A 12,471-nucleotide genomic window follows, 5' to 3' on the forward strand; every position below is an offset into this window, starting at 1 on the left:
ACCTCTCAGTTCGCTACGCCGTCAGCGCGTTGGCGCGGCAAAGCCAGTTGCAGCAGGTTGGATTCATTGGCCTCTGCGCGAGACAACTCGCCGCGCATGGCGCCTTCGCAGAGCACCAGGATGCGGTCGGAAATCCCCATCACTTCCATCAGGTCGCTAGAGACCACGATCACCGCGATGCCGCTGGCCGCCAGGTTGTGGATGATCTGGTAGATCTCGGCTTTGGCGCCGATGTCGATGCCGCGAGTCGGTTCGTCGAGCAGCAGGACTTTCATCGGCATCGACAGCCAGCGGCCGAGAATGGCCTTCTGTTGATTGCCGCCGGACAGGTACATGATTTTCTGCGCCGCGTTGGGCGTCTTCACTTTCAGCGCTTTGATCTGCTTGTCGGCGTTGTCCTTTTCCCACAGGCCACGCAACAGGCAGCCGAAGGTCGAGTGGGCGCCGCGGGCGCTGATGTTGATGTTCTCGGCGACGCTGGCGAGCGGCAGGATGCCCTCTTTCTTGCGGTCCTCGGGGCACAGCAGAATCCCGGCGGCAATCGCATCGCGGGGTGAACGCAACTTCAGTTCATGACCGCGTAATTCCAGGCGTCCAGCGGTGTTGCGCTCAAGGCCACTGAGCATGCGGAACAGCTCGGTACGCCCCGCGCCAACCAAGCCGAACAGCCCGAGAATTTCACCTTTGTGCACCTCGAAACTCACCGGCTCACGCAAACCCGGCCCCAGCAAACCGTCGACCTTGAGCGCCACCGCGCCACGCTGACGGTGGCGGTAATCGTAGATATCCTGAATGTCGCGACCGACCATACAGGTCACCAACTGATCATGAGTCAGCTCGCTCATGTCCTCGAAAGTGCGCACAAAGCGACCGTCCTTGAACACCGTCACCGCGTTGCAAATGCGGAACACTTCTTCCATGCGGTGGGAGACGTAAAGCACCACTTTGCCTTCGTCGCGCAGGCGACCGATGATCGCCATCAAACGATCAATCTCCCGCGCCGACAGGCTGCTGGTCGGTTCGTCAAATGCAATCACATGCGCCCCACGGGATAAGGCCTTGGCGATTTCCACCAGTTGCCGCTGACCGAGGGACAGGCGCCCGACTTTCTCTTGCGGATCGATTTCATCGGCCAGGCCCTTGAGGCAGGCCAATGCCTGTTGCCGCAACGCGCCACGATTGATCAGGCCGAAACTGGCCGGCAGATGACCGAGGAACAGGTTCTCTGCCACGGTCATTTCCGGGACCAGGTGCAGCTCTTGATGGATCACGGCGACGCCACTGCCGATGCTGTCGGCGGTGGACTTGAAGACCCTCTTCTGCTCGCCGATCTGCAGGTCGCCGCTGCTCGGGGTGTAAGCCCCCCCGAGTATTTTCAGCAGGGTCGATTTACCGGCGCCGTTCTCGCCCATCAAGGCGTGAACCTGCCCCGGGTGGGCGACGAAGCTGATGCCATCCAGTGCCTTCACCCCGGGAAAGGTCTTGCCGATCCCGTTGAAGCGCAAGCTGCCGCCAGCATTGTGTTGTTGTGTTTTTGATTGCGCGTGCATAACCCACCTCTTCACACAGATCAGGCAGCCCCGTCGCCAGGGCCGCCGATGAAATCAACCGTGCCTCAGTTCCAGAGGCCGATCTTTTCCAGTTCCTGCTTGAAGTTCTCGCGAGTGATCAGCGTTACGTCGTCCATCGCGGTGTACTTCGGCGGTTCTTTGCCGGTGGTGACCCACTCGTACATCATGCTGGCGGTGTTGTAGCCCTCGATGTGCGGGCTCGGCAGCATCGAGCCGAAGAAGCCGCTGTTGGCCTTTTTCAATTCGCCGATGGCGTCGGTGCCGTTGATGCCGATGCCGATCACATTGGCTGCGGCAAAACCGGCGCTCTCGGTGGCGCGCACGCCGCCCAGCACGGTGTTGTCGTTCATACCGCCGATGATCAGGTTTTTCGCTGCACTCGGCAGTTTCACCAGCGCCGAGTTGGTGGCGTCCATGCTGCCGGGTACGTCGAGGGTTTTCAGCGCCGAGAACAAAATGTGGTCTTTCGGCAGGCCGGCGTCTTCCAGCGCTTTGACCGAACCGTCGGTGCGTTTCTTGCCAGTGTCGAGTTCGTTGAAGGTGTTGATCACCGCGTAGGTGTCTTTCCAGTCCCAGCCACGTTTCTTCGCTTCGGTGGCCATGGCGCTGCCTTGTTTCTGGCCGACTTCGAACGCGGCCATGCCGAGGTAAGGAACGTCTTCCATGAACTTGCCGCTGGCATCGACGAAGCGGTCATCGACGGCGATGACTTTCAAACCGTTGAGCTTGGCCTTGGCCATGATCGCAGGTCCCAGGGATACGTCTGGCGGGCAGATCACAAAGCCCTTGGCACCGTTGGCGGCGAGGCTGTCGATGGCCGAGAGGGTTTTCTCGCCGTCCGGCACGGCGATCTTGATGACGGTGAAACCCTTCTCTTTCCCGGCCTTTTCGGCAAATGCCCATTCGGTCTGGAACCAGGGCTCTTCCGCCTGCTTGACCAGAAAACCGATCTTCACTTCCTCGGCCGCCAGCAACGAACTGCTCAGGCTGACCGCGGTGACCGCCAAAGCGGCACAGCACAGGGAACGGATCCCACGACGACGATTCATAAGCTGACTCCTTGTTATTTTTTTTGAGCGTTATTTGAAAGCCAATCAAACTGTGCAGCTAATAGTCATATCGTATGATGATTGGATTTCAGGCGTAATTCCGCGCCTGAAACCCGCTTGGCTCAGTCGTGGTACATGACCGAGCGACCGCCATCGATGGTGATGCACGAAGCATTGATGAACGGCGCTTCATCGCTGGCCAGGAAAACAGCCGTCATGGCCACTTCAATCGGCTGGCCGATGCGACGTGGCGGATGCAGATCGAAAGCGCGCTGACGCTCGGCATGCGGGTCGGCAAAACCGTTCCAGTAATCAACGTTCAGTTGGGTTTCGATGTAACCCGGCGCAATGGCGTTGACGCGAATGCCTTTTGACGCGTACTCGATACCCAGGGCGCGGGTCAGGCCGAGCAAACCGTGTTTGGCCACCGGGTACGGGAAGCAGCCGGGAATGATGTGAGTGGAATGGGTCGAGGCGATGTTGATGATGCTGCCGATGCCCTGCTCGATCATCTGCGGCAGCACCGCTTTGCAGCCATACCAGGCGCCGTCCAGGTCGATGGCGAAGCAGCGACGCCAGTCTTCCTCGGTCATTTCCAGCGGATCGCGGAACACATTGACCCCGGCGCAATTGACCAGCACGTCGATCCGTCCGTGAAGCTCGATCGCCAGTCTGGCCATGTCGTGCAGGTCTTGTTGGTTGGAAACGTCAGCCTTGATTGCCTGAACGTCGAAGCCTTTGTCCCGCCAGTACGCCGCGACTTTTTCGACTTTCTCCCCCTGGATATCGCTGATGACCAGCTTGGCCTGCTGGGAAGCGAACGTTGCGACAATCGCCTCGCCAATACCCTGCGCGGCACCGGTCAGCAGCACGACCTTGTTTTTCAGGCGCTCACCCTTCGGCGGTTCGGGCACCGGTGGCAAGGAAAGAGGTTCAGCCATGGATCAAGACTCCTTTTCGAAGGCACGACAAAAACCGGGCATCTGTCGATGTCCGGTCAAAAGGCTTTTTGGAAAATCGCTGCATCACTTCACCTGTTTTGTTTTTTTAAGTGTGAGTGTGTGTAACTGATGGAGTCGACTATAAAGCCGACCGCCAAATAATCTCAATATATAATTTTACATCCCATATTTTGGGATTTATCCCGCAAACCGAGTACAGGTTTTTCCGGGCACATCGACTCGAATCGACAGCAACGCACCGTCCAGCGGATGGTCGAGTGGGCTCGCAGCGCTGGTGATGTAAAGCGTTTGGAGGTCTTCACCGCCGAATACGCAACTGGTGGGGCGGCTGATTGGCAGCTCGATCGCGCGATCAACCTGCCCGTCCGGGGTCAGCCTGAGCAGACAGCTGCCATTCCAACGGGCGTTCCAGATGTAACCTTCGGCATCCATCGCCGAACCATCAGGCCCGCCGCGTTCATGGGGGCCAAACCAGACGTGGGCCGGGTCGAGATTGCCGTCGGTGCGGATGAAATGCTGGTAGAGCGTGTTGTCGAGGGTGTCGGCGAAATACACGGTGGTCGCGTCGTCGCTCCACAGCAACGTGTTCGGGATGCCCAACCCGCGAAGTAACGGCGTGACCCGAGCATCGCGATCGATGCGAAACAGGCCACCGGAACGCCGAACAATGGGCACGTCTTCGCCCTGCTCGCCGATGTTGTTCTGCATGGTGCCGAGCCAGAGCCGACCCTGAGCATCGCAGCGGGCTTCATTGGCGCGATTGCCGGGTTGCGGATCGGCGACGCAGAGCAAAGTCAGTCGAGGTTCCAGGCCCGGGGAATCCAGATCGAGTCGATACACGCCGCTGTTCAACGTCACCAGCGCATCGCCGCTTTCGCAGGGGATGAAGGCAGACACGTGCTCGGGCATCTGCCAGATCTGCACGTTGGCGCCAATCAGCCGCAGTGCCTGTTGACCGGCGATATCAACCCAGTACAGCGCCTGGGTCGGCGCGTCCCAGAACGGACCTTCACCCAGCCGTGCCCGGTGTTCGGTAACCGCAGTCCACGTCATGAAACCTCCTGCTTTTTATGGTTGTCAGTTGGGCTTCTTGTCGGCCATGACTTGCGGGTAAAAGCGCTTGATGGCCAGGTCGGCGTTATCGATCAGGGTCATGCAGGCCCAGACACCCCGCGCGGCATCCCGGGCGGCGATGGCCTCGGCCATTTCTTTGTGAATCGGTAGCGTGCGGCGCAGTTCGTCCGGGTCGGCGGCGGACACTTCGAACGACACCGCCAGCAGTGCGCCGAGGGCCGGGACCATTTGTTCGATGAATTGATTGTGGCTGGCAGCGAGGATGCACTCGTGGAAGAACTGGTCGGCGCGGTTGTAATCGATGCCGCTGTCCACTGCCCGCTCCAATACGTTGTACGCCTGAAGGATGGCGTGAACCTGCTCGATGGTAGCGCGCTCGCAAGCCCAGCGTACCGCCATTGGTTCGATGGTGCGGCGCAGGTCGAGCAAGTCGTCGACGAAGTTTTCCGGCAAGCCACTGCGCGACAGCCAGCCTACGACTTGCGGATCGAAGAGGTTCCAGCGGCGCACCGGCAACACCCGCGTGCCGACCTTGGGACCGACTTCGAGCATGCCCTTGGCGACCAGGGTTTTGATGGCTTCGCGGATAACGGTGCGGCTGACACCGAGTTGCTCGCCCAGGTCGGCTTCGACCTTGAGCGTCTCACCCGGTTTGACCTGCCCCGTAGCGATCCAGCAACCCAGCCAATCGACCGTCGACGCATGAAAACTGCTGGACATGGACACCTCGATACAGGGACGGCACAAAGCCGTTTGCGATGGGTGCCTACGCTAATCATCATATGATTGAGTGTCAATTTGATTTTTTTCTGTCTGACGGCAGATGGGGCGATTTGAACGAACTCGCTTTGTGACCTACGGTTAGCCGCGACAGATCAAGCAGTCCATAGCATCTGTTCCACTAAAGTCCGCTATCGACAGGTATAAGCATGAACATGGATGCGTCTACGCAATACCCGATTGTTTTGGTCCACGGCCTTTTTGGCTTCGATAAAATTGCCGGTTATCCCTACTTCTTCGAGATCAAGGAAGCTCTGGAGCGCGCCGGGGCCAAGGTGTTTGCCGTTAACATTCCAGCCGTGAACGGAAACGAGGAGCGCGGTAAAAAACTGCTCGAACACGTCAATCGCATATTGCGGGAAACGGGAGCTGCCAAGGTCAACCTGATCGGCCACAGCCAAGGTCCATTGGCTGCGCGCTACGTAGCGGCGCTACACCCGGAAAAGGTCGCATCAGTCACGTCTGTCAGCTGCCCCAATCATGGCTCCGAGATTGCCGACCAACTGCATAAGGCGCTGACGCCTGGGGAGTTGCCCGAAACGCTCGTACTCGCCCTATTCAAAGCAGTCGGCACCTTCATTTCGTTGATCAGCGACCATCCGGAAAACCCTCAGGACCCTCAAGCGGCTTTCGAATCTCTGACCAGCGCAGGAATGGCCGCTTTCAATCTCAAGTACCCGCAAGGGCTACCGGAGCATTGGGGTGGGGAAGGTAACGAAATTGAAAACGGCGTGCACTACTACTCCTGGAGCGGGATCCTGCAAAACTTTCAAAGTCTGCAACCCCTCGATCCGTCCCACTTGAACTGTATCGTGCTGTCGAAGTTATTTTATAAAGAGAAACACGCCAACGATGGGCTAGTCGGACAGTACAGCTCGCACCTGGGCAAAGTCATTCGTTCGGATTACCCGATGGACCATTTCGACGCAGTCAATCAAATGGCCGGGATCACGAGTTGGAACGTAAGCCCGGTCCACCTCTATCTTGAACATGCTGCTCGGCTAAAGGACAAAGGTTTGTAGGCAAAAAAATGGCCTACTTGATAGCGGGCCATTTTCCAGAACACAGCAACTCGGCGCGTTACGGCTCAAGTCCAATGGGGAAGAACTCGCCACCGCTCCACACGCCTAACCAACGTTGCCCGTCGATCTCGCGGGTGACGGCCAGCTCCACCAGTTGGTAGAACACGTTGCGGTGGATCAGGGCTTCGAGGTTGGTGCGCACATGCACGTAGGGCGCAGGCTCCTGCGTAACCGGGTCGATCTCCACGCGCATGGGGTGTTCGGTGCCGGCCTCGGCGGTCTCGTCAACATTGGTGGTGAAGCGCAAGACCTGGGTTTCGCCTTCGCCTTCGACATCCACGGCAATCGCGACGAAGGGCGCATCGTCAACCTTGATGCCAACCTTCTCGACCGGGGTAATGAGGAAGTAATCGTCACCATCGCGGCGAATGATGGTGGAGAACAGCTTGACCATCGGCTTGCGCCCGATCGGTGTGCCCAGGTAATACCAGGTGCCGTCACGGGCGATACGCATGTCGATGTCGCCGCAGAAGTCGGGGTTCCACAGGTGGACCGGCGGTAAGCCTTTGGTTTTGGGGATTTGCCCCAACAGATCGTTGGCTTTTTGCGGACCACTCATGGCGTTCTCCTTTTGAATTACTGGTCGCTGAGCCCCAGCAGACTGCGCGCGTATTGTTCCAGCGGCGGGCCCATCAGGTCTTCTGGCTTTTTGTCGTGGAACGTCAGTAAACCGCCACGACTCTTGATGCGTGCAGTATCAATCAAATACTGGGTGCTGGTCTCGATCAACATGATTTGAATCACGCCGCCGTCGATACCGAGGCGATCCAGGGCTTCCTGATCGAGCCACTCGTCCGAGTTGCCGATACGGTCGTCAGATTTGGCGAATCGGGTATATAGCAGGTAATGGGCACCGGCGGCACGGGCTTCGCCCATGGCTTGATCAAGGCCTTCCGGGGCACGGGCGCGGCGGACCATAGGGAAGTATTCGACAAAGCCATCGAAGGCGACTTCGGCTATCACGTTAGGTCGTGGGTAGACAGTACTGCCTGGCGGCACAAAGGCGCCCTGGGCGATATAGACGAATGAGTCCGGTTGAATGCGCAGGTTATTCACACGACGGCTGTCGCTATGGTCGAGCAACCCCGCGTCGCTCATGTGGTAGCGAGTCCCTTCAGCCAGATCGCTGACATTCATGCAGCCACCAAGCGCCAAAACGGCCAGCAGCAAAACCAGGCTACGCATCCTACCCTCCAGAGGCCGGTGACGGAAAACCGGCGAATGGCCATGGAATGCAGCTTCCGCGCCAGCTCGGTGTGGCAGGAACAGAGTTTAGCCGCCGATGATTTTCATCACGGTCGCGCCACCGGAAAATGCCACTTCCTGCTTATCGCCCAAGGCTTTCACCAAGAGTCTCTGCAAGGCGGGCAAAGCTTGATGACGGGGCTTGTCCAGCAGGTCGCCGACATAGTGGCGGTTACTCGACGACAGGCAGCCGTGCAGCCAGCCCGTGGAGGACAGACGCAGCCGCGAACAAGTGCGGCAGAAAGGAACGCTTTCGTTGGCGATAACGCCGAAATAGCCCTGCCCCGGAATCTCGTAACGCACGGCGGTGGCGTCTACCGGCGCATCGGCCTGAAGGTATTCGTAGCGCTCGCCGATCAGACTGAGCAACTGCTGGAGGCTGACAAACTGTTGCAGGAAAGCATTGGAGTCGCTGGCCAGGTGACCCATGCGCATCAACTCGATGAAGCGAAGCTCATAGCCGCGCTCCAGACAGTAATCAAGTAGCGGCATCACCTGATCGAGGTTCTGCCCACGCAGCGGCACCATATTGACCTTGATCTTCAGGCCGGCGGCGCTGGCCTGATCCATACCGTCGAGCACAGTCGCCAGATCGCCGCCACGGGCAATGCTGCGAAAGGCGCTGGCATCCAGGGTATCGAGGGAAACGTTAATGCGACGAATGCCGGCATCCACCAACAGTGGCAGCTTCTTCGCCAGCAGCTGACCGTTGGTGGTGAGGCTGATGTCCGCCAGGCCCATCTGCCCGACGGCAGCCATGAAAGTTTCGAGTTTCGGGCTGACCAGAGGTTCGCCGCCGGTGATGCGCAAACGCTCAATGCCCGCCGCTTCAATCAGATAGGCCACGCCACGCGCCATGGCCTCGGCCGACAATTCATCCTGCGCAGCCACCAACCGCTTGCCGTTGGGCACGCAGTAGGTACAAGCGTAATTGCAGGCTGAAGTCAGACTGATTCGCAAATTGCGAAAACGCCTGCCTTGACGGTCAACGATCATGGACTACTCCGGCGGAAGAATATTCGGACCGCTAAAACTTGACTCACAAATCAAGTTTTAGCAAGTCCTATGCCTGAGTATATTCCTGCGGTACTGCGTCATGGTGTGAATATCATGGCGCAATAAGGCGAACTGTATGGACTCAGCTGCTCGGGGTGTCGGTATCACGCTTGCGTTTGTTGCCCATGCGCACGCCGATGTCCATCAGGAACTGGAAGAAGCCTTCCTGATCTTCCAGCACATTGCTCCAGAACGGCGAGTGATACAGCGCCACGGCGCCGTGCACCAGCGCCCAGGATGCGCAGTAATGGAAATAAGGCGGTACGTCTTCAAGTTTGCCTTCGCTGATCCGGCCCTTGATCAGCAGGGTCAGGCGTTCGAAGTTCGAGGCACGGATCTTGTGCAGCTCCTCGACCATCTCCGGCACCTGATTGCCCTTGACCACCTTTTCCTCCAGGCGATCGAACAACCGATAGCGTTGAGGATCGCGCATGCGGAATTCGAAGTAGGCCCGGGACAGGGCTTCCTTGTCCTTGTCGACATCGGCCGAATGCAACAGCTCGTTCAAATCACGCTCGTAATCGAGCATCAGGCGCAGATAGATCTCGGCCTTGGATTTGAAGTGCTTGTAGATCGTGCCTTTGCCGATACCGACGGCATCAGCAATCATCTCGACGGTGACACTGTCTTCACCTTGATCGAGGAACAGCTTGAGCGCGGTATCGAGAATTTCTTGCTCGCGGCGACGAAACTCACGGACCTTACGAGGTTCTTTATGCATAAGAAAAGGTCTGTAGGGGTCAAAATTCGAAGCCGCGTATTATGCCTAACTTGCGCAAAAATGCACGGATCATCCGACCATATATGTGTTTCTTGATGAATTCCGGCAGTCTCGCAGATTAGTGAGAACTCAACCGAAGCGCCCGTATTCCAAATTTGTTTAAAAACCGGGGCCGGCAAACTGGACTCGGCGCAATACTGATCAATACTTCAACTGTCGGCGGGACATCTCCCCCAAGTGTTGCGCCGATATAGGTACCAACGGACCGCGTGCCTTTGTTTTACTCCTAATGGTCTTAACCCGGATTCACCCCCCAGAACCCGGGTTTTTTTTGCCTGCGATTTAACCTTTCACATGCGCCAGCGGAAACAGTCGCTTGAAATTCTCGGTGGTTTGCTCGGCAAACCGCTCGTAAGGTTCACCTCGCAACATTGCCAGAAATTCCGCTACGTCGCGCACGTACTGCGGCAGGTTCGGCTTACCGCGATGAGGGATCGGCGCCAGGTAAGGCGAGTCGGTTTCCACCAGCAATCGATCAGCCGGCACTTTACTGGCCACGTCACGCAGAGCGTCGGCATTGCGGAAAGTGACAATCCCGGACAAGGAAATGTAATACCCCATGTCCAATGCTGCTTTGGCCATGTCCCAGTCTTCGGTGAAGCAGTGCAGCACGCCTGCCTGGGGCAGCGCCGCTTCACGCAGGAGGTTCAACGTATCGGCGCGGGCACCACGGGTGTGGATGATCACCGGTTTGCCCGTCTGCTGTGCCGCTTGCAGATGCAGGCGAAACGACTCCTGCTGCAACTCCGCTGCTTCCGGCTCGTAGTGGTAATCCAGACCGGTTTCACCGATCGCCACCACACGCGGGTGGTTGAGCTCACGCAACAGCCAATCAAGTGCTGGCGCGGCGCCCGGCTGCACGTCCAGCGGATGCACGCCCACCGAACAGTCGACGTCGTCGTAACGTTCGGCCAGGGCTTTGACGTCGGCGGCATTCTCGACGCTGACGCCAATACACAGAAAGTGCCCTACCCCGCGCAGACGGGCCGCATCAAGTGCAGCATCCAGGGAGCCGTCGTGGGCGGTGAGGTCGAGGCGATCAAGGTGGCAATGGGAATCTACGAGCATAAAAGGGCTGCAACTTACATCGTATGAGTGGGACGGTCGGACTTCAGGGCTCCGGCCAGATGGGTTTCGATTCGACTGCGCGCGGTGTTGTCGCCATCGTTGAATTGTACGCCGACCCCGGCGGCCCGGTTGCCCTGCGCACCTTTGGGGGTGATCCAGGTGACCTTGCCGGCGACCGGAATCTTCTCCGGCTCGTCCATCAGGTTCAACAGCATGAACACCTCATCGCCCAACTTGTAACTCTTGTTGGTCGGGATAAACAGGCCACCGTTCTTGATAAACGGCATGTAGGCCGCGTAAAGCACGGACTTGTCCTTGATCGTCAGGGACAAAATGCCGTTGCGCGGCCCCGGATTGACGAGTTCATTCATGCTGACCTCCGTTGCTGATGCTCAGAGTCTAGTGTCCCGTCTCACAAACAGTATTTGCGACACAGGATACTAAGCACAGACGATCACTTCTGGGTAGGCAAACCCACCCATTGCACCAACAGCGCCTCCAGCAACAACACCCGATTGAGGTTGGCTTTGCTCATCACTTTCTGGCGCTGGGCGAGGATCCAGTCCTGAATATTCAGGACTTTGTCCTGGCCAGCTTTCTGCGCCAGATACTGAATCACCTTGCGCATGTCCGTCAGTCCCAGGCCTTCTTCGTCCTGAGTCAGCTGATAGCGCAGGATCAGGCTCGACCAGTCGCAGAACCAGTCGAACAACAGCAACAGCGGAATCGCATTCCAGCCTTCGGCCAGTTGTGTCGGTGACTGTTGCTGCTTGAGCAACTTCTTCACGCCATCGACCACCAGCGCCCGCTGCTCGCGCACGCCCTGGGCCTGCAAGTTGACGGCGGCCAGTGGCGAACCGGCGGCCAGGGTCAGTAACTCGATGCGCTCTTCTTCCAAGCAGTCCGGCAAAGCCTTCGCCAGCCACGCAAGACTCATGGCTTCGCTCGGTAGTGGACAGGCCTGCTGCACACAGCGGCTCTTGATGGTCGGCAACAAACGACTGGTCTGGTGGCTGACCAACAGCAAAACGGTATCGCCGGAAGGTTCTTCAAGGCTTTTGAGCAAAGCGTTGGCGGCGTTGATGTTCATCGACTCGACCGGCTCGATCAGCACCACTTTGCGACCGCCCATCTGAGCGGTCTGAACCACGAAGCTGACCAGATCACGAACCTGATCAACCTTGATCGCCTTATCGGCTTCTTCCGGTTCCAGAATGTAGTTGTCAGGGTGACTGCCGGCCTTGAGCAACAAACAGGATTTGCATTCGCCGCAAGCATCGTGGGCGGCGCTCGGACGCTGACACAACAAACTGGCCATCAAGCGCTCGGCCAGTGCACGCTTGCCGATTCCGGCCGGGCCATGCAACAGATAGGCGTGAGCATGTTGCTTGCGACCGGCCAACTGCTGCCAGAGACTGTCCTGCCACGGATAGGCTTCAGCCACGGGTCAACTCCAGCAGGCGCGGCAACAAGGCATCCAGTGACTGCTGAACCTGCGCCAACGGCTGGGCGGCATCAACCAGGACATAACGCGCAGGATCCGCTTCGGCACGCTTGAGGAAAGCACTGCGCACCGCATCAAAAAAGGTTCGGCCTTCGAGTTCGAAGCGATCCAGACGACCGCGAGCGCTGGCGCGGGCCAGGCCCACTTCCACCGGCAGATCGAAAATTAACGTCAGGTCCGGGCGCAGATCGCCCTGGACGAAGGCTTCCAGGGTCGCGATGCGCTCCAGCGACAGGCCGCGACCGCCCCCCTGATAGGCGTAGGTCGAATCTTGTTTTCCCTTTGCTGTAGATGTAAAC

At 58.3% G+C, this 12,471-nt stretch carries 13 protein-coding genes and 1 pseudogene; 1 reads left to right on the forward strand and 13 read right to left on the reverse strand.

What is annotated here, in order from left to right; translation table 11 throughout:
* Positions 1-5 precede the first annotated feature (5 nt).
* The 5 genes from araG to QFX16_RS21150 form a co-directional block, all read right to left on the reverse strand.
* The gene (araG, locus tag QFX16_RS21130) at positions 6-1,550 is read right to left on the reverse strand and encodes an L-arabinose ABC transporter ATP-binding protein AraG (RefSeq protein WP_283181203.1); all 1,545 of its coding nucleotides are present in this window, start codon (positions 1,548-1,550) and stop codon (positions 6-8) included.
* A gap of 65 nt (positions 1,551-1,615) precedes the next feature.
* A complete protein-coding gene (locus QFX16_RS21135) occupies positions 1,616-2,620 on the reverse strand; it encodes a substrate-binding domain-containing protein (RefSeq protein ID WP_283181204.1) in 1,005 nt (334 codons plus the stop codon).
* Between the two features lie 122 nt (positions 2,621-2,742).
* Entirely contained in the window at positions 2,743-3,561 is an 819-nt protein-coding gene (locus tag QFX16_RS21140) for an SDR family oxidoreductase (RefSeq protein WP_283181205.1), read from the reverse strand.
* A 198-nt stretch (positions 3,562-3,759) separates the two neighbouring features.
* Positions 3,760-4,635, reverse strand: coding sequence for an SMP-30/gluconolactonase/LRE family protein (locus QFX16_RS21145; RefSeq protein ID WP_283181206.1), 876 nt, complete (start codon positions 4,633-4,635; stop codon positions 3,760-3,762).
* Positions 4,636-4,659: 24 nt separating this feature from the next.
* Entirely contained in the window at positions 4,660-5,376 is a 717-nt protein-coding gene (locus QFX16_RS21150; protein ID WP_283181207.1) for a FadR/GntR family transcriptional regulator, read from the reverse strand.
* A gap of 209 nt (positions 5,377-5,585) precedes the next feature.
* On the opposite strand from QFX16_RS21150, the gene QFX16_RS21155 reads away from it, so the two are divergent.
* Complete coding sequence (locus tag QFX16_RS21155; RefSeq protein ID WP_283181208.1) at positions 5,586-6,458, forward strand: esterase/lipase family protein; 873 nt, start codon at positions 5,586-5,588, stop codon at positions 6,456-6,458.
* A 58-nt stretch (positions 6,459-6,516) separates the two neighbouring features.
* Here QFX16_RS21155 and QFX16_RS21160 read toward each other — a convergent pair whose 3' ends face one another.
* The 8 genes and pseudogenes from QFX16_RS21160 to QFX16_RS21195 form a co-directional block, all read right to left on the reverse strand.
* Positions 6,517-7,077 (reverse strand): DUF1285 domain-containing protein, encoded by a 561-nt coding sequence (locus QFX16_RS21160; protein WP_283181209.1) that lies wholly within the window; start codon positions 7,075-7,077, stop codon positions 6,517-6,519.
* A gap of 17 nt (positions 7,078-7,094) precedes the next feature.
* On the reverse strand, positions 7,095-7,703 hold the full coding sequence (locus QFX16_RS21165; RefSeq protein WP_102614828.1) for a DUF4823 domain-containing protein: 609 nt from the start codon (positions 7,701-7,703) through the stop codon (positions 7,095-7,097).
* A gap of 87 nt (positions 7,704-7,790) precedes the next feature.
* Positions 7,791-8,759, reverse strand: coding sequence for a GTP 3',8-cyclase MoaA (locus QFX16_RS21170; protein WP_283181210.1), 969 nt, complete (start codon positions 8,757-8,759; stop codon positions 7,791-7,793).
* Positions 8,760-8,901: 142 nt separating this feature from the next.
* Positions 8,902-9,540, reverse strand: a complete 639-nt coding sequence (locus QFX16_RS21175; RefSeq protein WP_008152317.1) for a TetR/AcrR family transcriptional regulator — start codon at positions 9,538-9,540, stop codon at positions 8,902-8,904.
* 342 nt (positions 9,541-9,882) lie between these two features.
* Positions 9,883-10,668 carry a TatD family hydrolase gene (locus QFX16_RS21180; RefSeq protein ID WP_283181211.1) on the reverse strand — a complete coding sequence of 262 codons (786 nt, stop codon included), beginning with the start codon at positions 10,666-10,668 and terminating at the stop codon, positions 9,883-9,885.
* 14 nt (positions 10,669-10,682) lie between these two features.
* Positions 10,683-11,039 (reverse strand): PilZ domain-containing protein, encoded by a 357-nt coding sequence (locus QFX16_RS21185; RefSeq protein WP_033056958.1) that lies wholly within the window; start codon positions 11,037-11,039, stop codon positions 10,683-10,685.
* 83 nt (positions 11,040-11,122) lie between these two features.
* Positions 11,123-12,112, reverse strand: a complete 990-nt coding sequence (locus QFX16_RS21190) for a DNA polymerase III subunit delta' (RefSeq protein ID WP_283181212.1) — start codon at positions 12,110-12,112, stop codon at positions 11,123-11,125.
* Positions 12,105-12,443: pseudogene (locus tag QFX16_RS21195) on the reverse strand (dTMP kinase); the annotation flags it as partial. The pseudogene QFX16_RS21195 and the gene QFX16_RS21190, both read right to left, overlap by 8 nt.
* Positions 12,444-12,471 lie beyond the last annotated feature (28 nt).

Origin of the sequence: Pseudomonas svalbardensis, assembly GCF_030053115.1 — a bacterium.
Lineage (GTDB): Bacteria > Pseudomonadota > Gammaproteobacteria > Pseudomonadales > Pseudomonadaceae > Aquipseudomonas > Aquipseudomonas svalbardensis.

Bases quoted from the DNA above. Each gene is read 5' to 3' on its own strand.
- araG (WP_283181203.1), bottom strand. From the start codon at position 1,550: ATGCACGCGCAATCAAAAACACAACAACACAATGCTGGCGGCAGCTTG.
- QFX16_RS21135 (WP_283181204.1), bottom strand. From the start codon at position 2,620: ATGAATCGTCGTCGTGGGATCCGTTCCCTGTGCTGTGCCGCTTTGGCG.
- QFX16_RS21140 (WP_283181205.1), bottom strand. From the start codon at position 3,561: ATGGCTGAACCTCTTTCCTTGCCACCGGTGCCCGAACCGCCGAAGGGT.
- QFX16_RS21145 (WP_283181206.1), bottom strand. From the start codon at position 4,635: ATGACGTGGACTGCGGTTACCGAACACCGGGCACGGCTGGGTGAAGGT.
- QFX16_RS21150 (WP_283181207.1), bottom strand. From the start codon at position 5,376: ATGTCCAGCAGTTTTCATGCGTCGACGGTCGATTGGCTGGGTTGCTGG.
- QFX16_RS21155 (WP_283181208.1), top strand. From the start codon at position 5,586: ATGAACATGGATGCGTCTACGCAATACCCGATTGTTTTGGTCCACGGC.
- QFX16_RS21160 (WP_283181209.1), bottom strand. From the start codon at position 7,077: ATGAGTGGTCCGCAAAAAGCCAACGATCTGTTGGGGCAAATCCCCAAA.
- QFX16_RS21165 (WP_102614828.1), bottom strand. From the start codon at position 7,703: ATGCGTAGCCTGGTTTTGCTGCTGGCCGTTTTGGCGCTTGGTGGCTGC.
- QFX16_RS21170 (WP_283181210.1), bottom strand. From the start codon at position 8,759: ATGATCGTTGACCGTCAAGGCAGGCGTTTTCGCAATTTGCGAATCAGT.
- QFX16_RS21175 (WP_008152317.1), bottom strand. From the start codon at position 9,540: ATGCATAAAGAACCTCGTAAGGTCCGTGAGTTTCGTCGCCGCGAGCAA.
- QFX16_RS21180 (WP_283181211.1), bottom strand. From the start codon at position 10,668: ATGCTCGTAGATTCCCATTGCCACCTTGATCGCCTCGACCTCACCGCC.
- QFX16_RS21185 (WP_033056958.1), bottom strand. From the start codon at position 11,039: ATGAATGAACTCGTCAATCCGGGGCCGCGCAACGGCATTTTGTCCCTG.